Annotated in this window: 21 protein-coding genes; 6 read left to right on the forward strand and 15 right to left on the reverse strand. The window is 64.8% G+C overall.

The window, feature by feature from the left end:
• The first annotated feature begins 39 nt into the window (after positions 1-39).
• Together AC0L20_RS11505 and AC0L20_RS11510 are read left to right on the forward strand one after the other, a co-directional pair.
• Positions 40-753 carry a hypothetical protein gene (locus AC0L20_RS11505; RefSeq protein WP_027519595.1) on the forward strand — a complete coding sequence of 238 codons (714 nt, stop codon included), beginning with the start codon at positions 40-42 and terminating at the stop codon, positions 751-753.
• A gap of 402 nt (positions 754-1,155) precedes the next feature.
• Positions 1,156-2,145 carry a zinc-binding metallopeptidase family protein gene (locus tag AC0L20_RS11510; RefSeq protein ID WP_473288616.1) on the forward strand — a complete coding sequence of 330 codons (990 nt, stop codon included), beginning with the start codon at positions 1,156-1,158 and terminating at the stop codon, positions 2,143-2,145.
• A 22-nt stretch (positions 2,146-2,167) separates the two neighbouring features.
• Here AC0L20_RS11510 and AC0L20_RS11515 read toward each other — a convergent pair whose 3' ends face one another.
• Positions 2,168-3,019 (reverse strand): alpha/beta fold hydrolase, encoded by an 852-nt coding sequence (locus AC0L20_RS11515; protein ID WP_473288617.1) that lies wholly within the window; start codon positions 3,017-3,019, stop codon positions 2,168-2,170.
• Between the two features lie 127 nt (positions 3,020-3,146).
• On the opposite strand from AC0L20_RS11515, the gene AC0L20_RS11520 reads away from it, so the two are divergent.
• Both AC0L20_RS11520 and AC0L20_RS11525 read left to right on the forward strand, forming a co-directional pair.
• On the forward strand, positions 3,147-3,764 hold the full coding sequence (locus tag AC0L20_RS11520; protein ID WP_473288618.1) for a CGNR zinc finger domain-containing protein: 618 nt from the start codon (positions 3,147-3,149) through the stop codon (positions 3,762-3,764).
• A gap of 127 nt (positions 3,765-3,891) precedes the next feature.
• Entirely contained in the window at positions 3,892-4,824 is a 933-nt protein-coding gene (locus AC0L20_RS11525; RefSeq protein ID WP_247288029.1) for a LysM peptidoglycan-binding domain-containing protein, read from the forward strand.
• Positions 4,825-5,128: 304 nt separating this feature from the next.
• Here AC0L20_RS11525 and AC0L20_RS11530 read toward each other — a convergent pair whose 3' ends face one another.
• The 5 genes from AC0L20_RS11530 to AC0L20_RS11550 all read right to left on the reverse strand — a co-directional run bounded on the left by AC0L20_RS11530 (position 5,129) and on the right by AC0L20_RS11550 (position 8,909).
• Positions 5,129-5,368: a hypothetical protein gene (locus AC0L20_RS11530; RefSeq protein WP_473288619.1), complete on the reverse strand. Its 240-nt coding sequence runs from the start codon at positions 5,366-5,368 to the stop codon at positions 5,129-5,131.
• A gap of 26 nt (positions 5,369-5,394) precedes the next feature.
• Complete coding sequence (locus tag AC0L20_RS11535; protein WP_473288620.1) at positions 5,395-5,712, reverse strand: hypothetical protein; 318 nt, start codon at positions 5,710-5,712, stop codon at positions 5,395-5,397.
• 115 nt (positions 5,713-5,827) lie between these two features.
• On the reverse strand, positions 5,828-6,283 hold the full coding sequence (hspD, locus tag AC0L20_RS11540; protein WP_473288621.1) for a small heat shock protein HspD: 456 nt from the start codon (positions 6,281-6,283) through the stop codon (positions 5,828-5,830).
• Between the two features lie 234 nt (positions 6,284-6,517).
• Positions 6,518-7,591 (reverse strand): tartrate dehydrogenase, encoded by a 1,074-nt coding sequence (locus tag AC0L20_RS11545; RefSeq protein ID WP_473288622.1) that lies wholly within the window; start codon positions 7,589-7,591, stop codon positions 6,518-6,520.
• Between the two features lie 19 nt (positions 7,592-7,610).
• Entirely contained in the window at positions 7,611-8,909 is a 1,299-nt protein-coding gene (locus AC0L20_RS11550) for an MFS transporter (protein ID WP_473288623.1), read from the reverse strand.
• Between the two features lie 145 nt (positions 8,910-9,054).
• Between AC0L20_RS11550 and AC0L20_RS11555 the strand changes: the two genes are divergently transcribed.
• Positions 9,055-9,972: a LysR substrate-binding domain-containing protein gene (locus AC0L20_RS11555; RefSeq protein ID WP_473288624.1), complete on the forward strand. Its 918-nt coding sequence runs from the start codon at positions 9,055-9,057 to the stop codon at positions 9,970-9,972.
• A 37-nt stretch (positions 9,973-10,009) separates the two neighbouring features.
• Positions 10,010-10,834 carry an aspartate dehydrogenase gene (locus AC0L20_RS11560; RefSeq protein WP_473288625.1) on the forward strand — a complete coding sequence of 275 codons (825 nt, stop codon included), beginning with the start codon at positions 10,010-10,012 and terminating at the stop codon, positions 10,832-10,834.
• A 3-nt stretch (positions 10,835-10,837) separates the two neighbouring features.
• Here AC0L20_RS11560 and AC0L20_RS11565 read toward each other — a convergent pair whose 3' ends face one another.
• The 9 genes from AC0L20_RS11565 to AC0L20_RS11605 all read right to left on the reverse strand — a co-directional run bounded on the left by AC0L20_RS11565 (position 10,838) and on the right by AC0L20_RS11605 (position 19,193).
• Positions 10,838-12,142, reverse strand: a complete 1,305-nt coding sequence (locus AC0L20_RS11565; protein ID WP_473288626.1) for a PQQ-dependent sugar dehydrogenase — start codon at positions 12,140-12,142, stop codon at positions 10,838-10,840.
• Positions 12,143-12,282: 140 nt separating this feature from the next.
• Positions 12,283-12,492: a hypothetical protein gene (locus AC0L20_RS11570; RefSeq protein ID WP_007613466.1), complete on the reverse strand. Its 210-nt coding sequence runs from the start codon at positions 12,490-12,492 to the stop codon at positions 12,283-12,285.
• A gap of 226 nt (positions 12,493-12,718) precedes the next feature.
• Positions 12,719-13,345: a methyltransferase family protein gene (locus AC0L20_RS11575; protein WP_354171185.1), complete on the reverse strand. Its 627-nt coding sequence runs from the start codon at positions 13,343-13,345 to the stop codon at positions 12,719-12,721.
• 30 nt (positions 13,346-13,375) lie between these two features.
• Entirely contained in the window at positions 13,376-14,407 is a 1,032-nt protein-coding gene (locus AC0L20_RS11580) for an NAD-dependent epimerase/dehydratase family protein (protein WP_473288627.1), read from the reverse strand.
• A gap of 29 nt (positions 14,408-14,436) precedes the next feature.
• Positions 14,437-14,973 carry an Mpo1 family 2-hydroxy fatty acid dioxygenase gene (locus tag AC0L20_RS11585; RefSeq protein WP_473288628.1) on the reverse strand — a complete coding sequence of 179 codons (537 nt, stop codon included), beginning with the start codon at positions 14,971-14,973 and terminating at the stop codon, positions 14,437-14,439.
• A gap of 151 nt (positions 14,974-15,124) precedes the next feature.
• A complete protein-coding gene (locus tag AC0L20_RS11590; protein WP_473288629.1) occupies positions 15,125-15,796 on the reverse strand; it encodes an OmpA family protein in 672 nt (223 codons plus the stop codon).
• Positions 15,796-16,212 (reverse strand): hypothetical protein, encoded by a 417-nt coding sequence (locus tag AC0L20_RS11595; RefSeq protein WP_018454284.1) that lies wholly within the window; start codon positions 16,210-16,212, stop codon positions 15,796-15,798. The genes AC0L20_RS11590 and AC0L20_RS11595 overlap by 1 nt, the downstream gene beginning before the upstream one ends.
• Before the next feature lie 88 nt (positions 16,213-16,300).
• Positions 16,301-16,591, reverse strand: coding sequence for a type II toxin-antitoxin system HicB family antitoxin (locus tag AC0L20_RS11600; RefSeq protein ID WP_473288630.1), 291 nt, complete (start codon positions 16,589-16,591; stop codon positions 16,301-16,303).
• Positions 16,592-16,598: 7 nt separating this feature from the next.
• Positions 16,599-19,193 carry an ATP-dependent helicase gene (locus tag AC0L20_RS11605; RefSeq protein WP_473288631.1) on the reverse strand — a complete coding sequence of 865 codons (2,595 nt, stop codon included), beginning with the start codon at positions 19,191-19,193 and terminating at the stop codon, positions 16,599-16,601.
• Positions 19,194-19,348: the final 155 nt, after the last annotated feature.

A 19,348-nucleotide genomic window follows, 5' to 3' on the forward strand; every position in this document is an offset into this window, starting at 1 on the left:
TACGATTCCGGCCGAAGCATATTCCCAGGGAAAAGATCGATGAGACCGAACGGCCGTCACACCGCTGGCGCCAGCCAGTTGTCCGCCCTCCGTGCCTGGGCGATGGGCCTGCTCCTGCTGTCAGCTGTTGCCATCAGCCCGACGACCGCCAAGGCGGCGCCGAGCCAGGCTGCGGTCGCGACCACGCATGTCTACCTGCTCCGCGGCGTGCTCAACATCTTCTCGCTCGGGCTCGACACGATCGGCGCCCGGCTCCAGGCGCAGGGCATCCCGGTGACCGTCTCGAATTTCGTGTCCTGGTCCTCGCTCGCCGATGAGGCCGCCACCGCCTACAAGGCCGGCCGGCTCAAGACCATCGTGCTGGTCGGGCACTCCTCCGGCGCGACCGCGCTGCCGGACATGATCGCCAAGCTCAACCGTCTTGGCGTGCCCGTGAAGCTCGCGATCGGGCTCGACTCCGTGTTCAAGACCAAGCTGTCGACCGGCGCCGAACGCTACATCAACATCTATATCGGCGACGGCCCCGGCGAACCGGTGAAGCGCGCCGACGGTTTTCGCGGCAAGCTCGACAATGTCGACGTCCGCGGCTCCGGCGTCGGCCACATCTCGATCGACAAGAACGAGGCGATCCAGCGCCGCGTGATTGCTGAGATCGACGCGGCAATCATGCGCTCGCGCGCACCTGCTCCGGTTGCCGAACCCGGCGCGCCCAGGCCGGCGCGCTCGGCGGCGGCAACAGCTCCCCGGAATTAAGCCCTTCGCCGCAAGCCGCTGAATTGACAATGCCGCCGTCACGCTGACGGCGGCATTGTCGTATCTGCACAAGCCAAGCTCGATCACCCGCCGGTCGAGTGAAGGGAACTCGGCACGCGATCTGGTGTTGTCACACCATGACAAGGAAACGAAACGTCGGCCCCATGGCGGTTCAGCCCGAGCGGGCGTGGCCCGGTCGGCCTGTTTCCGAAAACGTCCTTGAGAAAAAGCCGCAACCGCAATCGCGCCAGTTGAGCGCGACGCGAGCCGGCCTGTTGAGGCAGCGCGCGCTGCGAACGCAGCGGGCGCTGCTCGCGGCAACCGCGACGGTCGCAAGAGTTAAGAGTTCCTCGAATTGACAGGCCGGTTTTCCGGCGTGCCGTCTGTCTGGGGCCAGTCCACGTGAAGTTTTTTCAGTGCCCGTCATGCCGCCATCCTGTCTCGTTCGAGCACGTCGCCTGCGCGAATTGCAGCACCGAGCTGGCGTTCGATTCCTCGCGCATCGACATGACGAAACTTGCATCCCATCAATCTTGCCGGAACCGCGAGATCATCGGTTGCAACTGGTGTGTCGAGGGCGCGGACTGGTATTGCGCCTCGTGCCGCCTCACGCGTACGATTCCAAACCTCGGCAGCACCCGAAACATCATGCTCTGGCGCCGCATGGAGCAAGCCAAGCGCCGTCTTCTCTATGATCTCGGTCGCCTCAGGCTTCCGCTCGCATCGCGCAGCGGCGAACCATTGGCGTTCGACATTCTCTCGGACGAGGTCAGTCCGATCCTGACGGGGCATCTGTCGGGCCTGATCACGCTCAACCTTGCGGAGGCCGACGATGTCGAGCGGGAAGCTCGCCGCGTGGCATTCCGGGAGCCGTATCGCACGTTGCTCGGGCATTTCCGACACGAGATCGGTCATTTCTATTGGGACTTGCTCGTTGACGGCACGACATTCCAGGCGCCGTTCAAGTTGATCTTCGGTGACCAGGCGCAGGACTATCAGGCCGCGATCAACTCCTATTACAGCCGCGCCGATCGTTCATACGACCGAAGCGGCTTCATCAGCGAGTACGCCACGTCCCACCCTTGGGAGGATTGGGCGGAAACGTTCGCGCATTTCCTGCATATCGTGTCGACGCTCGACTCGCTGGCAGGTTTGCCGTTGTCGCTGGACGAGCGCGCCCGCCAGACCCTCACAGATCCCTATCTCGAGAGCGACTTCGAGGCACTCCTGGCCCTGTGGATGCCGCTTGCCCGCAGCATCAACGAACTCAACCGCTCGCTTGGGATGAGCGACGCATATCCGTTCGACATATCGCCGGCGGTCAAGGGCAAGCTGCATCTCGTCCATATGGCGATCAGCGCATTCCGCGATCAGCAGAGCTTGGCGGCATAAACGTCGCGGCGGACAGCCCCCGTTACGTCAGGAAGGCGCGAATGCTGTCCGCGATCTCCTTCGCGTGCGTCTCCAGTGCGAAATGACCGGTGTCAAAGAACTGCACCACGGCGTTCGGATTATCGCGCTTGAACGCTTCGGCGCCGGGCGGAATGAAGAATGGATCGTTCTTGCCCCAGACCGCCAGGAACGGCGGCTTGTGCTTGCGGAAATAGTCCTGGAAGGCGGGGTAGAGCGCGACGTTGCTCTTGTAGTCGCCGAAAAGGTCGAGCTGCACGTCGTCCGAGCCCGGGCGCGCGAGGTAGAAATTGTCGAGGTTCTGACCGTCCGGTGACACGGTCATCGGATCGGAAACACCATGCGTGTACTGCCAGCGCGTCGCCTCCGGCGTGAGGAGCGCGCGGAGCGCCTCGCGATTGGCCGGCGAGGGATCCTGCCAATAGGCCTTGAGCGGAGTCCAGTTGTCGCTGAGGCCATCCTCATAGGCGTTGCCGTTCTGCGAGATGATCGCCGTGATCCGCTCGGGGTGACTGAGCGCAAGTCGGAAACCAGTCGGCGCGCCGTAGTCGAAGACGTAGACCGCGAAGCGGTCGAAGCCGATCACTTCGGTGAAGCGTTCGATCACGCGTGCGACGCTATCGAACGTGTAACGGAAGCTTTCGCGCGAAGGCATGTCGGATTGGCCGAAGCCGGGAAGATCGGGCGCCACGATATGAAACCTGTCCGCAAGCAGCGGAATGAGGTCGCGAAACATGTGGCCTGCGCTCGGGAAGCCGTGCAGCAGCAGGAGTTTTGGCGCTCCGACAGTGCCGGCCTCGCGATAGGCCACCTTGAATCCGTCGACATCCGCGCTGCGGTACGTGATTGAGGCCATGACATTCTCCATTGGCAGTAACCGTACAAAAGCTACTTAATAGGTTACCGTCAGGCGTCGTAACTTGTCAATAACGTTTTAACTGGTTATCTAGGTCCATGTTCTCCCGACCGGCCAAGGACCGCTGATGGACCGCCCGCCTGCCATGTTCATCGCCGACTCGCTCGGCCTCGACTTCCTCAACTCGGTGGCGACGCCGGTCGATACGCCCGTGGACTGGATCGATGACGGCGATGGCCTGATCGACTGGCTGGCGCAAGCGAAGCTGGTGCCGGCGGATGATCTGCACGCGCTGAAGGCACACGCCACGCCGGACGAGCTGGACAAGGTCGCGGATCAGGCGCGCGCCTTGCGCGAATGGTTCAGGGGGTTCGTGCGCAAGCATGCGGGCCGGCCGCTCACGACAGATGCCTTGCGCGAGCTCGGTCCGTTGAACAGCCTGCTGGAGCGCGACGAATCCTTCAGCCGCATCGAGCCCGGGCACGACGATGGCGGCGCTCTGGCATTGCGGATGAGGCGGCGCTGGCGATCGCCGGAAGCGCTATTGCTGCCGGTTGGCGAAGCTATGGCGAAGTTCGTCTGCGAGGAGGACTTTTCGAACGTCAAGGCGTGCGAGGGGCACAACTGCACTATGCTGTTTGCCGACCACACGCGCAGGCGCGCGCGGCGATGGTGCATCATGGCGGTCTGTGGCAACCGCGCGAAACAAGCCGCGCACCGCAGCAGGCTCAAGAGCATGCAGTGATTGGGTGTCGAGATGCTGGAATGAGCGCGGATCGAGCCCGGTTCCGTGCCCCAAATTCCACCCAATCGACCGTCACTAAGCGCCTTTGGGGGAGGCTGCAGCCTCCCGGAGTGGGACTGCTGGACTGATGATCGATTTGAGGCGACTCCTCGCGCTGGCAGCCGTTGCGCTGCTCGCCTTCAGCACCGGGACGGCCGTTGCCTCACCTGCCAAGACGAAGCCCGCCGCGGCCGCCCCCGCGGCGCCGCCGCCCCCACCGTTCGAGCCGTTGCCGCCGCCGAAGATCTACCTGTTCCGTGGCGCCATGGGGCCGTTCTTCTCCACCGGCATGGACCGGCTCGAAGAGAAGCTGACGCAGGCCGGCTTTTCGGCCAACGTCTATGAATTCACCATCTGCCGATGGATCGGCGATCGTGCCATCTCCAGCTACAAGGAAACGCCGGCGCCGATCGTGCTGATCGGGCATTCGATGGGCGGGCTTTGCTCGATCGTCATCTCCGAGATGGCGGCCAAGGAGAACGTCCCGATCAGCCTCGTCATCACCATCGATCCCGCGCATGCGACCGGCGACGTGCCGCTCAATGTCGAGCGCTTCATCAACATCTATCTCTCCGACAGCGTGCTTGGCGGCGGCAACGTGGTCGCGGTGCCGGGTTATCGCGGTCACTATGCGAGCTATGATTTGAAGGAGAACGCGCGGGTCAGCCACATCAACATCGAGAAGTCCGACGACATCCACCGTCAGATCGTCGACATGGTCACGCAGTTGCCGCGCATTCCGCCCCAGACGCAGGTCGATGCCGTGCCGCTGCGCTATCTCGTGCCGGCGAATACGTTGGTCGAATTGTGGGACAGTGGCGTGCGGCTACCGGTGCGCCGCGGCGACACCATGGAGAGCATCGCGGCAGCCAATCGCGTGCCGTTGTGGTCGCTGGCGCAGAGCAACTCGCTGCCGGAGAACGCAACGCTCACCCCCGGCCAGTCCATCATCGTCCCGCGCCACCTGACGCCACCGGAGCCGACGGCCGCCATGGCGACCCCGCCGCCCGGACGGCGGTAAGCGGTCAGCAACGGAGATGGCCGGGATGGAGCTTGGCTGCCGCCAGGCACCATCCCTCGCGGCCTCTGTCATTCACGCATTGGGGAGCGAGCCGTGGCGGAAGCCCGGCCCGCCGGACGATAGGGCGCGGCGAGAAGCATCAGAAACAAGGCCCTCTCGGCCGCATATTTTGCAGCGGGTCGGCCATTTTCGAAGCCGTGCATGACCAGGCGTCCTTCGGTTGTGCAGACACGCCACCGCCATGTCCTTCGACCGCATTTCTTCAGGAACACCTCGAATGTCGGGAGCTGTTCGGGCATGTCGATTACCCGTGGCTGCTCGCCGTCAGGCGCGTGGCTGCGTTCCCCATCGCCCGGTTCGGAGCCTGGAAGGTGAGCGGAAAGGCGGAGACGGCGAGCTTCTCGATCGCCGAGCGCTCCTCGGACAAACGTCGCTCGATGAACCGCCGTTCGAACTCGGTCAGCTCGGTCTTGAGCAACCGCTGATAGCGGCTGATGTTGCTGCGGTGGCCGCGCAACAAGGCCAGCTCTTCATCGACCATCATCGCAATCCCCGTTGAGCTGTCGTTGCCTAGGCTGCGAGGCCGGTTCGCTCGACCGATCGCGTGCGGACCGGCTTGCCGCCCGGAGGCCCCTTTGGACGGTGGTCGAGGCTCGCGAGCGCTTCCAGAATTTCGTCGATGGTGACGGCTTTGCCCGAGCCGGGCAGCTCCCGCAATGCCGGACTCGAGGCGATACTGGCTGCATCCGAAGCCCAGGACGCAAGGATCGCGCGCTTCTCGCCGATCGACAGCGTTGGGTCGGCTATGACGTCGCGGGGATGATCATAGACAGAGCCAGGGTGCAATATCGCGTTCAGATCGATGACGTTGTCGATATGATCGAGCATGAGAGGTCCTCCTCCTTTCTCTAAACCTCTGACTTGCATTCGGTACGCGGATCGAAGGCCGTGGTGATCCCGCCCGACGATCGGGCGGGATCACCGGGTCTTCGACAGACCGAATTCAGGCGGCTTTGCCTTCGAGTTGATGCACATTGCTGGACGGCGCGGCATTGATGGCAATTCGCCGCGGCTTCATGGCTTCAGGGATTTCCCGGACCAGTTCGATCTTCAGCAGGCCGTTCTCGAACGAGGCGCTGTGCACCTGAACATAATCGGCTAGGTTAAACTGCCGCTTGAACGGCCGCGCGGAAATGCCCCGGTAGAGATATTCGCGTTCGGTTCTGTCCGGCTTATTTCCCTCGACGGTCACCGCGTTCTGCTCGGCAGTCACCGTGACTTCGTTGGGTGCAAAGCCCGCAATCGCAAGCGAAATCTGGTAGCGATCCTCGCCGAGGCGTTCAATGTTGTAGGGGGGATAGTTGTCCTCGCCGGCACGCTGTGCCGTTTCAACGAGGTCGAAAAGGCGGTCGAAGCCAACGGTCGAACGCCACAAGGGAGAGAAGTCGTAAGTGCGCATAGCCAGATCCTCCAAGGAGCAAAATGGATACGAACGACACCGGACACGACCGGTGCCCGTCTCAGTTTCCCGACCCACCAGGCGTCGGGAACGCCACCTCTCGGCGGCAGCGGAAAAATAAAAAAAGCCCGTTTTGGTTTCAAGAGGGGGTCCAAAATTTTTTGGAAATCCTTGGCGGCTCCCGCTCCTACCCTCTCCCCGCAAGGAACGGGGGAGGGAGAGACGTAGTTCGGACTACACGTTTGATCCCTGGATCGCCTCGATCACGGCGTCCGTCACGTCCTTCGTCGTCGCCGTGCCACCGACATCGGGTGTCAGCACGCCGGCTGCGCATACTTTCTCCACCGCCGCCATCAACCGCACCGCCGCGTCCTTCTCGCCGAGATGCTCCAGCATCTGTGCGCCGGTCCAGAACGTCGCGACCGGGTTGGCGATGCCCTTGCCGGTGATGTCGAAGGCCGAGCCGTGGATCGGCTCGAACATCGACGGGAAGCGGCGCTGCGGATCGATATTGCCGGTCGGCGCGACGCCGAGGCTTCCCGCCAGTGCGCCGGCGAGGTCGGAGAGGATGTCGGCGTGCAAATTGGTCGCGACGATGGTGTCGAGGCTCTTCGGATGCAGTGTCATGCGCACCGTCATGGCGTCGACCAGCATCTTGTCCCAGGTCACATCAGGGAATTCGGCCGCGACCTCGGCGGCGATCTCGTCCCACATCACCATGCCATGGCGCTGCGCGTTCGACTTGGTCACGACGGTCAGGAACTTGCGTGGGCGCGACCGCGCGAGCTCGAACGCATAGCGCATGATCCGCGTCACGCCGACGCGGGTGAACACCGCGACCTCGGTGCCGACCTCTTCCGGGAGACCCCTGTGGGCGCGGCCACCCATGCCGGCATACTCGCCCTCCGAATTCTCGCGCACGATCACCCAGTCGAGGTCGCCGACGCCGACATTGCGCAGCGGCGAAGCGACGCCCGGCAAGATCTTGGTCGGCCGCACATTGGCGTATTGGTCAAAGCCCTGGCAGATCGGCAGCCGCAGGCCCCACAGCGTGATGTGGTCGGGCACGTCGGGCGCACCGACCGCGCCGAAATAGATCGCGTCGAACTTCTTCAGCTCCGCAAGCCCGTCGGCCGGCATCATGACGCCGTGCTTCTTGTAATAGTCCGAGCCCCAGTCAAAGGTCTTGATGTTGAAAGCGAGGTCGCCGCTGCGTTTGGCCAGCGCCTCCAGCACGCGAACGCCCGCGGAGATGACCTCGGGGCCGATGCCGTCGGCGGGAATCGCTGCAATCGAATGGGTGCGCATGAGGATGCTCCGTTGGGTGTCAGTGGGATTGCGTGACGGGTTCGACGCGGGCGGTCTGCGCCCGCGACAATAGCAGGGTCAGGACCGCGGAGAGAACCAGCAGGCCTGCAACGCAGTAGAGCCCGCCGACAAAGCTGCCGGTCTGGTCCTTGATCCAGCCGATCATGGCGGGCCCCACGAAGCCGCCGAGGTTGCCGATCGAGTTGATGGTGGCGATGCCCGCCGCGGCCGCGGGGCCGGAGAGGAATAACGTCGGCATGCTCCACAGCGGTGGCTTCGCCGAGGAGATGCCGATGTTGACGAGCGCCAGCGCGATCAGCACGGTCGCGACGCCGGTCGCAAGTCCGGCAAAGGCGAGCCCCGCCGCCGCGAGCAGGCAGGCCAGAACGACGTGCCAGGTGCGCTCGTCGGTGCGATCCGAATGGCGCGCCCACAGCACCATGGCGACGACGGCGGCGCTCGCCGGCAGCGCGTTGAGGAATCCGACCTGGAGCGAGGACAAGCCGAACTGCTTGATGATCTGCGGCGCCCAGACGCCGAGCGTGTAGAGGCCGGCCGAGGTGCCGAAATAGATCAGCGCCAGCGCCAGCACCCGCGGATCGGCCAGCCCTCGCCAGATGCTATGCTTCGCGGTCGCAGCTTTGCTGGTGGTCTCTACGTTCATGGTCTCGACCAGCCAGCGCCGCTCGTCATCCGCGAGCCATTTTGCTTTCTCCGGGCGGTCTGTGAGGAATGCCAGCACCACGAACCCCAGCAGCACCGCCGGCAGCGCCTCCAGCACGAACAGCCATTGCCAGCCCTTGAAGCCGAGCATTCCATCCATCTCCAGCAGCGCGCCCGAAACGGGCGATCCCAGCACGGTCGAGAGCGGCGCCGCCGCCATGAACAGCGCAGTCACGGCCGCACGCTGGCGTGCCGGGAACCAGTAGGAGAGGTAGAGGATGATACCGGGAAAGAACCCGGCCTCGGCGACGCCCAGCAGGAAGCGCAGCGCGTAGAAGCTGGTCGGGCCCTGCACGAAGGCCATCGCGGCCGACACAATGCCCCAGGTGATCATCACCCGCGCGATCCAGATCCGCGCGCCGACCTTGTGCAGGATGATGTTGGAGGGTACCTCGAACAGGAAGTAGCCCCAGAAGAAGATGCCGGCGCCAAAGCCGTAGACGGTCGGCGACAGGCCGATGTCCTTGTTCATCGTCAGCGAGGCGAAGCCGATATTGACGCGGTCGATGAAGGCCACGAAGTAGAGCAGCATGATGAAGGGAACGATGCGCCATGTGATCTTGCGCAGCACGCGCGTCTGAATCTCGGTCGCCATCCCAGCCTCCCTGATTCCGTTGTGACGGCGGACCCTGAAGGTCCACTCCGGAAGCCAACCTAGGCGGGAGCGGCTGGGGGACTCAATCGGCACTGGTTTATACAAAAAAATGATATAATCCCATCGCAGGATCAGAGGACTGCGAATGGAATTGCATCAGTTGCGATGCTTCGTCGCGGCGGCCGAGCAGTTGCATTTCGGCCGCGCGGCGCAGCATCTGCAGATGCTGCCCTCCGCACTCGGCCGCCAGATCAAGCTGCTGGAGCAGGATCTGGACACGCGGCTGTTCGCGCGGACGACACGGGCGGTGTCGCTGACGGAAGATGGCGCGACGCTGCTGCGCGATGCCCGTGCCATCCTTGCCCGCGTCGAGGCGGTCGAGAGCAATCTGCGCAATCGCGCGCGCGCGGGGGCTACCCGAAAACTCCGGGTCGGCGCCATCGACAGTGCCGCGGCGGGGCTGTTGCCAGCATTGCTGCGCGATTTTCGTGCAAAGCATCCTGATATCGCGGTGCAGCTTCTGGAGGAGAAGACCGTCCGGCTGCTGCCGAAGATCCTGACTGGCGCGCTCGATCTCGCCTTCGTGCGTCCGCCGGCTCAGCGGGACAAGCGGCTCGAATTCCGCGATCTGCTGCAGGAGACAGCCATCGTGGCCTTCCCGCAGCGCCACGCGCTGGCCAAACGCAAGTCGATCACGCTGGTGGAGATCGCCGACGAAGCGATGCTGGTGCCGGACCGCCGCTCGCGGCCGCACAGCCACGACCTCACGATAAGACTGTTCGAGCAGGTAGGCCTCACGCCACGCATCGTGCAGGTCGCCGACGAGAAGCAGACCATCATCAATCTCGTCGCAACCAGGCTCGGGGTCGCGATCGTGCCGCGCTGGAGCACGCGGATGGCGGTATCAGGCGTGCGCTTCGTGCCGCTGCGGCCAAAGCAGATCGGACCAGTCGGCCGGCTGCCGCTCGCTGCCGCATGGCTGCGCGGCTCGCGTGATCCGGCCCGCGACGCGATGCTGTCTGTGCTCGAGACGCGTCTGCGCAGCTATGCGCGCGACGCCTGAGGCGCTATGACATCGGCTTGGCGAGAGGGGTAATGCGATGATGGAACGGAGAGCTTCGAACCAATTGCGGGTTGCCATCGCGGGGCTCGGCTCGATCGGCACCAAGATCGCGACCGCGCTCGATCAGGGCATCGAGGGATTGACGCTCTCTGCCGTGGCGGCGCGCGATCCCGCAAAGCATCAGACGTTCCTCTCCGGCCTGCGTCGTCCGCCATCCGTACTACCGCTCGACCAGCTCGGCGACGCCGCCGACATCGTCGTCGAATGCGCGCCGAGCAGCCAACTCCGCGCGATCGTCGAGCCCGCCGTGAAACGCGGCAGGGCCGCGGTCGTCGTCAGCGTCGGCGGGCTGCTCGACAATTTCGATCTTGTCGATCTCGCCCGCGCCAATGGTGGCCGTATCCTGGTGCCGACCGGCGCGCTGATCGGGCTCGACGCCGTCAACGCCGCCGCGATCGGCACTATCCATTCGGTGAAGATGGTGACGCGCAAGCCGATCGACGGCTTGAAGGGCGCGCCGTTCATCGTCCAGAACAACATCGATATCGACCATTTGCGCGAGCCGCTGAAGCTGTTCGAGGGCACCGCGCGGGAGGCTGCGAAAGGCTTTCCGGCCAATCTCAACGTCGCAGTCGCGCTGTCGCTCGCGGGCGTCGGGCCGGATCGCACCCTGGTGCAGATCTGGGCCGACCCCACCGTGACGCGCAATGTTCATCGCATCGAGGTCGAAGCAGATTCGGCGCGCTTCTCGATGTCAATCGAGAACATCCCGTCCGAGAATCCCAAGACCGGGTTGATCACGGCGCTGTCCGTGATCGCGCTGCTCCGCAAGCAGCGCGCCACGCTCAGTGTTGGAACATAACCTTCAAGCGCCCGTCACGCGCCAGATCACGTTGCCGACGTCGTCGGCCATCAGCAGTGACTTCTTGTCAGGACCGATCACGACGCCGACCGGACGGCCGTAGGATTCCTTTTCGTCGGGCGCGAGGAAGCCGGACAGGATGTCGCGTGCGGGACCCGAAGGCTTGCCGTTCTCGAACGGAATGAACACCAGCTTGTAGCCTGACAGCGTGCTGCGATTCCACGAGCCGTGCTGGCCGATCGCCATGCCGTCGGGGAAGCCCGGCAGTGTGCCCGCCGGCATCCAGCACAGGCCGAGTGAGGCGGTATGGCCGCCGAGTGCGTAGTCGGGCGTGAGCGCCTTGGCGACCATCGCCGGATCCTGCGGCACGCGATCGTCCACCGTCTTGCCCCAGTAGCAATAGGGCCAGCCGTAGAAGCCGCCATCGCGCACCGAGGTCAGATAATCCGGCGGCGTTTCGTCGCCGAGGCCGTCGCGCTCGTTGACGACGGTCCAGAGCACACCGGTCGTTGGCTCCCAGGCGAGGCCAACCGGGTTGCGCAGGCCGGCGCCGAAGATGCGGTGCGTGCCGGCGACGAGGTCGAGCTCGTAGACGGCGGCGCGGCCTTCCTCGACCTCCATGCCCATCTCGGCGATGTTGCTGAGCGAGCCGACGCCGGCATAGAGTTTTTTGCCGTCGGGGCTTGCGAGCAGGCTGCGGGTCCAGTGGCCGCTCGGCTTGAAAGTGGTGAGGCGTTTGCCCGGCGCGGTGATGCGATCGGCATTCGCCACGTACGGGAAGGCCATTACGCCGTCGGTGTTGCCGACATAGAAGGTGTCGCCGACCAGCGCCATGCCGAATGGCTGGCTGAGATTTTCCATGAACGCACCGCGATACTCCGCGACGCCGTCGCCATCCTTGTCGCGCAGCAGCGTGATGCGGTTGGCGCTGACGCCGAGCGCGGCGGCGCGCCGCATCGTCGCCTGCATCGCGTAGTGAAACACCGACCTCGGCGCCCCCGCGATCTGCGTCGCCTCCGCGATCAGCACGTCGCCATTGGGCAGCACCTCGATCCAGCGTGGATGGTCGAGACCGGTCGCGAACGCATTGACCTTGAGCCCGGGTGCGACCGTCGGCTTCTGTCCCTCGCTCCAGCCCCGCGCCGTCGGCATCTTCAGTGTCGGGATGGCGCCTTGCGGCTTTGCTTCGGGAATGGCGGGCGACTGGCCCCAGGCCGGCGCAGGCACGGTGCCCGACAGCTTTCGCCATTGCAGCGCGATGCCACCGAGAAGCGCAACGAACTGCGCAAAGATGCTGGAAAAAGTCATGAGAGGCCCCTGTTTGCGCGCGCATCCAACGGGCTGGCGGGGCAGACGTCAACCTGTGCGACGGGCCGCGGGGCTCTATTCCCGTGGAATGGCAGCCGTTCGATTTTGCATGGGACGAATGCCGACTGGCTGGCCGGAGATCAGCGGCCGATCTGCCGCTCCGCCCGGCGCGCCGCGCGAAAATCATCCAGATGATGGATGTTCGGCGCGAGCGCGGCCTCCCTGGACAGGAGATGATAAACGCGCGCCACCGTGCGCTGCTTCTGCTTCGGCCGCCCGGGCGGCAGCGCCCGCGCCTTGCGGACGGCGGCGATCGCGTGCTCGCGAAAATAATCGTAGGCGTCGGACATGGCTCGATGCTCTGCGGTGTGTGGCAGGTATCGAAGGGCTAACGGGCTGGAGGGAGGGCAGTTCCTCTCGATGTCGTCCCGGCGAAGGCCGGGACCCATACCGCGGAATTCATCGTTTGCAGATGGTAGAAGTACCAAGCGACGAGTCTTCGCCAAACCACGGCCCGTGATTATGGGTCCCGGCCTTCGCCGGGACGACATCGAATGTGGGGCGCGTTCCCCGCTCTCACCGCGGCGACAGGAACGGGATGATCATCGGCACGCGGCGGCAATAGGCGCCGTAGGCGTCTTCGCCGAGCTCCTTGGACAGGAACACCTCTTCCATCCGCCCCTTCTGCCACATGCCGAGCGAGATCAGGATCGCGCCGAGCATCGCAGTGACCGTGCCGACCGCGATGCCGGTCACCAGCATGCCGAGGATCAGCCCGGTGTAGATCGGATGGCGCACGATGCCGTACGGGCCGGTATCGATGACGCGGTGGTCTTGCTTGTGGGTGATGGTGTTGGACCAGAACTGTCCGAGATGCAGCCGTCCCCACCATGTGAAGGAGATGCCGGCCAGCACGATCAGCGCCACGACGTAGACGGCGCTATTGCTGAACACCCAGAGCGGCTTCTCGCCGAGCACTTCCGCGGTCCACGGGGTGAACAGGATGCCGCCGACCAGGATCGGGATGCGATAGCGGCCGGACTCCAGCGTCATCACCTGCTTCTGGGTGCGGCCCTGCCAGAACGAGGCGCCGACCCAGCTTGCGAGCCAGGCGAGCCAGATCAGGGCGAGCAGTTGCGTCGGCCAGGTCGTGGTCCAACCACCCCAGGCGACAGAGAGAAGCTTGCTGAAATCGAAGGACATGCGGAAAGGTTCTTTGGGTTGGGCGGCAGCTCAGCTGGCGCGCGAGGAGAGCGCGTGATGCTCGATGGCGCCGGAGGCAAGCGCGCCGCCGCGGGCGAGAAGATGGGTGATGGTTTCGCGCAGGACCGGCTCGATCGGGCGCGGCGCGTAGCCGAGCTCGGTGCGCGCCTTGCCGATCGAGAGGTCGCTCGCGGCGAGCGCGATGCGCACGCCCTCGGCGGTGCCGTTGGGCGGCCGGCGCGTGATACGATCGGAGAGATATTCGAGCATGATGCCCGACAGCTCGGCCATCTTACCGGGAACGACGACCGGGAATTGCCGGCGGCCGCTCATCGCCGACATCATCCGCAGAATCTGGCCGAGCCTGACGCAGTCGCCGCCGAGGATGTAGCGCTGGCCGTTACGCCCGCGTTCCATGGTCAGCACCAGGCCCATGGCGACGTCGCGGACGTCGACGAGATTGACCGGGAAATCGAGATGCGGCTGCACTTTCTTCTGCAGGAAGTACCACAGCATCGCGGTCGGCGGCGTCAGATTATGGTCGGCGGCGCCGATCGGCATGGTCGGGGTGCCGATCACCAGCGGGAAGCCTGCGGCTGCGGCCTTCGCGGCGCAATGCTCGGCCAGCGATTTCGACCGCGTGTAGGCGCCCGGCATCGCCTCGGCCGGCTGCAGCGCCTCTTCGGCGGGAACGCCGTTGAGGTCGGAATAGGGGAACAGGATCGATTCCGTCGAGCAGTGCAGGAAGCGCGAGACCCCGCGCTTCATGGCGGCCGCGAGCACGATCTCGGTGCCGCGGCAATTGACGTCGTGAAAGGCCTGCTTGTCGGCGACCCACATGCCGGGCAGGCCGGCGAGATGATAGACCTGATCGACCCCAGCAATCGCGGCATCGACCGCGGCACCGTCGAGCACCGAGCCTTGGGCATATTCAACGTCGGCATACGGCGCGGCAGGTGCACGGACGTCGAGAACACGCACCCGCTGCCCACGGGCGCGGAGCGCTTCTACAAGATGATGTCCGATGAAGCCGCTGCCACCGGTAACCAGTACGAGAGCCATGCAGTAGGTTTGCTGTTTCGCGTCTAGAACTAACGGGTTGAAAGGGAATTGGTCGGAGCAGGCGCCAGAATCGCGGCAAGGTCGCGACGGAAGCCCAATGCAATGAATAATTTTGCCATGACAAACATCGGTCCAAGCAGAAAATGCGTGGGGTGGTCGACCATCGACGGCTGTCGCTCCTCGAAAACCTTGTGGCCGACGATTTGCGACGCGACGCCGAGCCCGATCAGCACCGCAAAAATCGACCACATCATGACGATCGAGACCTGATTGCCGATCGCGGTTGCGACCGAAAGCAGCACGATCATCGCGGCGAGGATGCCGAGCCCGATCCCGGCGTCCAGCATCAGCCAGTAGGCCAGCACCGGCAGGGCAAGAACCACGGCCAGGCTGACCTCGATCCCGAACAGCGCGAAATGCACCAGCGTCAGCGGCAGCACGGCGCCGGTGAAGAGCAGGAGGATGCCGACCACGTGCATCGCGCAGTTCCAGGGATCGCGATGATATTCGACGTAGTCGGCCAGCTGACGTTGAAAATAACTGGCCATCTCGGTCTCGTGTAGCATGGGGTCGGGCAGGGCGAAAAAAGCCTATAGCACCTGATAGGGCGGTGCACAAACCGACGTAATTGTCGCGCGAAACCGCGCTGTTGCGCTGTGAGACAGGTCACAAAATGATCAAGTCTTCAAAGGGTTCCGCCAGGCCGGGGCGCGTCGCTCAGCGCTTCTTGGCGGGCTTTTTCGCCGCAGGCGCAGGTGTCGCAGCCGGATGCGCAGGCGCTTCCTCCGGTACCTTGGCGTAGGTCAGGATTTGCAACTGGGCGTTGGCGGCGGAGGTCGGCTTGGCCCGGTCGAGAAACTGCTCCTCGCCGAGGCCGATCGGATGCAGCCGCTTGGTCGAGATCTTGAACGTGTTCACCAGCACGTCGCGAATCGCATCCGCCCGGCGCTGGCTCAGGATGGCGTTGGCCTCGCGCGTCTTCGCGTTGGATTCGACATGGCCGACGATTAGGAACGTGTAGGGCAGCAGCGAGGCATGGACCAGCGCGTCGGCGAGGCGCCCGACAGTCTGGTAGGACGCCGGCTGGATGATCGGCGTGTCGGCGTCGAACTGGATCTGCGCGGTGAAGGTCGGCAAATTGGCCAGATCAGGCGCGATCAGCGGCCGGTTCACCGGACCGGGATCGTTCTTGATCCTGGCCTTGGCCCGCTCCATCACCTGCAGCTTCAGCGCGGGGAGATCGATCTCGGCGGCTTGTTCGAAATGGTTGAGCTTGCCGACGATGTCGTCGCGGGTCGGCGGCGCCGTCTGCGCTTCCGCTGTGCCCGCGAGCAAAGCGAGGCCGAGCGCGATGCATATTCCGGCGGTGGTAAGCCTGGTCGCTGGCATCACCGATACCCCGCGTCGTCGACGGCCTTCAGGCAATTGTTGCTGATGCCCTTGGGCGTCGAGACCAGGCAGGGGACCGCCTTGCTGGTCTCCTTGGTCGAGCCGCCGCAGACCTTGACGATCTCGCGCTGGCAGACGTTCGCCACGGTGACACGGGCGGCAACGCGCTTCTGGATGGCGTCGAAGGCACCGAGATAGTCGCTCTGGCACTGTTGGGAGAGCACGTCGCGGTTGCGCGAGAGGCACTCCTTCAGGCGGGTCGAATCCGGGTTGACGCCGCGGCAATTGGCGACGATTTCCGCGCCGCAACTTTTCGCCAGCAGCCCGATCGCATCGCCAAAGCTCATGGTCTCCGCCGCCGCAAGCGACGGCATACCCAATGCCAGCAAGATCAGTGTGATGGAGCCCCGGACCATGGCCGCATCTGATACGGGGAAGTTCGCGGTGGTCAAGGGGCGTTCGGGCGAGAAGTGTCGAGAGTCCGACCAGTGCGGCGAACAGTCCTCACTCAGTGGCCTCAGTGAGGGGCGGCCATTCGATCAGGGCGACCGTGTGTTTCCCGAGGTCGTCGGCCAGATCAGGGTCGGCCTTGAGCTCGTCCAATGTCCGCGGCGGGGGAAGCTGGCGGCCGTCCGCGATCAGTTCCTGTGCATAGAACGCGAGTGCCTCGGGCGCATTCTCCAGGGCCTCGTCGACGTCGTCGCCGCCGGAAATGCAGCCGGGCAGGTCGGGAAACCACAAACCAACGGCCTCATCCGGGCCGGCGTCCTCGATGATGGCGACGTAGTGCGGCATGCAGGCCTCACGCCCGCTGCACAAAACTGTCCACGACCTTCTTCTCCCCCGCCTTGTCGAAGGCGATGGTGAGCTTGTTGCCGTCGATCTTGGTGACGCGGCCATAGCCGAATTTCTGGTGGAAGACGCGATCGGAAAGGGAGAATTCCGAGGTCGTGCCGGTGGATTTGGCCACCAGCTCGCCCTCGATCGTCAGGGGCCCGCGGCGACGCGAGGAGAAGCTGCCGAAATCGGGCGAGGACGACTGGGACGAAAACGACGAGGCCTGTTCCTCGAAGCTGCCGCGGCCGCCATTGCCGCCCCCGCCGCCGCCACGATTGCGATTGGCCTGGGCACGCTGCCAGCCGGGGGTCGAATAGGTGGAGCCGAACGCTTCCATGTCGTCGAAGCGGGAGGCGCCGTAGCCGCCGGTGCCGCCCCAGGCGGAGCCGCCTTTGGATTCCGTGATCTCGACATTGGCCGCCGGCAGTTCGTCGAGGAAGCGCGACGGGATCGTGGTCGACCAGGTGCCATGGATCCGGCGGTTGGTGGCAAAATAGATCTTGGCGCGGCGGCGAGCCCGGGTCAGGCCGACATGGCCGAGCCGGCGCTCTTCCTCGAGGCCCGCGCGGCCCTGTTCGTCGAGCGTGCGCTGGCTCGGAAACAGGCCTTCTTCCCAGCCGGGCAGGAACACGTTGTCGAATTCCAGCCCCTTGGCCGAATGCAACGTCATCAGCGACACCGCGTCCTCATCGGCGCCGCTGTCGCGGTCCATCACCAGCGAGATGTGCTCGAGGAAGCCTTGCAGATTCTCGAACTCCTCCATCGAGCGCACCAGCTCCTTGAGGTTTTCGAGCCGACCCGCGGCGTCCGCCGAACGGTCCTTCTGCCACATCTCGGTGTAGCCGCTCTCGTCGAGCACGATCTGGGCGAGATCCGTGTGCGACGTGACCTCGCGCTGGGCGCGCCAGCGGTCGAACTGCGCGACGACGTCGCGCAAGCTTCCGCGCGCCTTCGGCTTCAGCTCGTCGGTCTCGACCACCGCGCGCGCCGCCTCGAACAGCGGAATGCGGCGCTTGCGGGCGTGGTCGTGCAGCATCTGCACGGTGGCATCGCCCAGGCCGCGCTTGGGCGTGTTGACGATGCGCTCGAAGGCGAGATCGTCGGCCGGTGAATTGATGACGCGCAGATAGGCCAGCGCATCGCGGATTTCGGCGCGCTCGTAGAAGCGCGGGCCGCCGATGACGCGATAGGGCAGGCCAAGCGTGACGAAGCGGTCCTCGAACTCGCGCATCTGGTAGGACGCGCGCACCAGAATCGCGATCTCGTTGAGCTTGTCGCCCTGGCGCTGGATCTGCTCGATCTCCTCGCCGATGCCGCGGGCTTCCTCTTCCGAATCCCACGAACCTGTCACCGTGACCTTCTCGCCGTCATGGTCCTCGGTGCGCAGCGTCTTGCCGAGCCGGCCCTCGTTGTGGGCGATCAAATGCGAGGCGGCGGCGAGGATGTGGCCGGTCGAACGATAGTTGCGCTCGAGCCGGATGACCTTGGCGCCGGGGAAGTCATGGTCGAAGCGCAGGATGTTGTCGACCTCCGCGCCGCGCCAGCCGTAGATCGACTGGTCGTCGTCGCCGACGCAGCAGATGTTCTTGACGGGGGTCTTCTGCTCCTTCTCCCCGCTTGCGGGGAGAAGGTTGGGATGAGGGGGAGTCTCCACGGGCGCGGTGCTTGGAGAGTCCCCCTCACCCGCATCGCTTTGCGATGCGACCTCTCCCCGCACGCGGGGAGAGGTGAAAGAGGAGGGCGCCTGCGACAGCAGCCGCAGCCACAGATACTGCGCGACGTTGGTGTCTTGATACTCGTCGACCAGGATGAATTTGAAGCGCTGCTGGTACTGCCGCAGGATATCCGGGTGCTCGCGGAAGATGCGGATGTCCTCGAGCAGCAGATCGCCGAAATCGGCGGCGTTCAAAATCTTCAGCCGCTCCTGGTAGCTCGCATAGAGCTTGCCGCCCTTGCCGTTGGCGAACACGGCGGCTTCGCCCGATGGCACCTGCGACGGCGTCAGGCCGCGGTTCTTCCAGCCGTCGATCAGCCCGGCGAGCATGCGCGCGGGCCAGCGCTTGTCGTCGATATTGTCGGCTTGCAGGAGCTGCTTCAACAGCCGCACCTGATCGTCGACGTCGAGCACGGTGAAGTTCGATTTGAGCTGCGCCAGCTCGGCGTGGGTGCGCAGGATGCGCCCGCCGATGGAGTGGAAGGTGCCGAGCCACGGCATGCCTTCGACGGCATGACCGAGCATCTGACCGAGCCGGTGCTTCATCTCGCGCGCGGCCTTGTTGGTGAAGGTCACCGACAGGATCTCGGAGGGGCGGGCGCGGCCCTGGCTCAGGATATGGGCGATGCGCGTGGTCAGCACGCGGGTCTTGCCGGTGCCGGCGCCGGCCAGCACCAGAACCGGGCCGTCCAGCGTCTCCACCGCCTCGCGCTGCTCCGGATTGAGCCCGGACAAATATTGCGGGCCCACCGAGGCCCGCGCACGCGCGGCAATGCCGCCGGCTGCGGGCTGGTGGTCGGGGACACTCTGGGACGTGATCTTGCTCGGCTCGGTCATGCGAATCATTTGCCCCACGTTGGCACCGCGGGGTGGTGAAAGGGGAGCCTTCTTAACAGGGATTGGTCCCTATATGGGGCCGCGGCCGGGGGTTTTCCACGTGCGCGGGCAGCCAATTTGTTCCTGTCGCTCAGGCGAATTTCCGGCCCCAGCGGCCCGGAACC

Source organism: Bradyrhizobium sp. Kon58 (genome assembly GCF_055807455.1).

What these genes read in the sequence shown, in the direction of transcription:
- AC0L20_RS11580 (WP_473288627.1), bottom strand. Translation starts at nt 14,407, where the DNA reads ATGGCTCTCGTACTGGTTACCGGTGGCAGCGGCTTCATCGGACATCAT.
- AC0L20_RS11505 (WP_027519595.1), top strand. Translation starts at nt 40, where the DNA reads ATGAGACCGAACGGCCGTCACACCGCTGGCGCCAGCCAGTTGTCCGCC.
- AC0L20_RS11600 (WP_473288630.1), bottom strand. Translation starts at nt 16,591, where the DNA reads ATGCCGCACTACGTCGCCATCATCGAGGACGCCGGCCCGGATGAGGCC.
- AC0L20_RS11590 (WP_473288629.1), bottom strand. Translation starts at nt 15,796, where the DNA reads ATGCCAGCGACCAGGCTTACCACCGCCGGAATATGCATCGCGCTCGGC.
- AC0L20_RS11560 (WP_473288625.1), top strand. Translation starts at nt 10,010, where the DNA reads ATGATGGAACGGAGAGCTTCGAACCAATTGCGGGTTGCCATCGCGGGG.
- AC0L20_RS11595 (WP_018454284.1), bottom strand. Translation starts at nt 16,212, where the DNA reads ATGGTCCGGGGCTCCATCACACTGATCTTGCTGGCATTGGGTATGCCG.
- AC0L20_RS11565 (WP_473288626.1), bottom strand. Translation starts at nt 12,142, where the DNA reads ATGACTTTTTCCAGCATCTTTGCGCAGTTCGTTGCGCTTCTCGGTGGC.
- AC0L20_RS11555 (WP_473288624.1), top strand. Translation starts at nt 9,055, where the DNA reads ATGGAATTGCATCAGTTGCGATGCTTCGTCGCGGCGGCCGAGCAGTTG.
- AC0L20_RS11570 (WP_007613466.1), bottom strand. Translation starts at nt 12,492, where the DNA reads ATGTCCGACGCCTACGATTATTTTCGCGAGCACGCGATCGCCGCCGTC.
- hspD (WP_473288621.1), bottom strand. Translation starts at nt 6,283, where the DNA reads ATGCGCACTTACGACTTCTCTCCCTTGTGGCGTTCGACCGTTGGCTTC.
- AC0L20_RS11575 (WP_354171185.1), bottom strand. Translation starts at nt 13,345, where the DNA reads ATGTCCTTCGATTTCAGCAAGCTTCTCTCTGTCGCCTGGGGTGGTTGG.
- AC0L20_RS11515 (WP_473288617.1), bottom strand. Translation starts at nt 3,019, where the DNA reads ATGGCCTCAATCACGTACCGCAGCGCGGATGTCGACGGATTCAAGGTG.
- AC0L20_RS11525 (WP_247288029.1), top strand. Translation starts at nt 3,892, where the DNA reads ATGATCGATTTGAGGCGACTCCTCGCGCTGGCAGCCGTTGCGCTGCTC.
- AC0L20_RS11530 (WP_473288619.1), bottom strand. Translation starts at nt 5,368, where the DNA reads ATGATGGTCGATGAAGAGCTGGCCTTGTTGCGCGGCCACCGCAGCAAC.
- AC0L20_RS11585 (WP_473288628.1), bottom strand. Translation starts at nt 14,973, where the DNA reads ATGCTACACGAGACCGAGATGGCCAGTTATTTTCAACGTCAGCTGGCC.
- AC0L20_RS11550 (WP_473288623.1), bottom strand. Translation starts at nt 8,909, where the DNA reads ATGGCGACCGAGATTCAGACGCGCGTGCTGCGCAAGATCACATGGCGC.
- AC0L20_RS11535 (WP_473288620.1), bottom strand. Translation starts at nt 5,712, where the DNA reads ATGCTCGATCATATCGACAACGTCATCGATCTGAACGCGATATTGCAC.
- AC0L20_RS11545 (WP_473288622.1), bottom strand. Translation starts at nt 7,591, where the DNA reads ATGCGCACCCATTCGATTGCAGCGATTCCCGCCGACGGCATCGGCCCC.
- AC0L20_RS11605 (WP_473288631.1), bottom strand. Translation starts at nt 19,193, where the DNA reads ATGATTCGCATGACCGAGCCGAGCAAGATCACGTCCCAGAGTGTCCCC.
- AC0L20_RS11520 (WP_473288618.1), top strand. Translation starts at nt 3,147, where the DNA reads ATGGACCGCCCGCCTGCCATGTTCATCGCCGACTCGCTCGGCCTCGAC.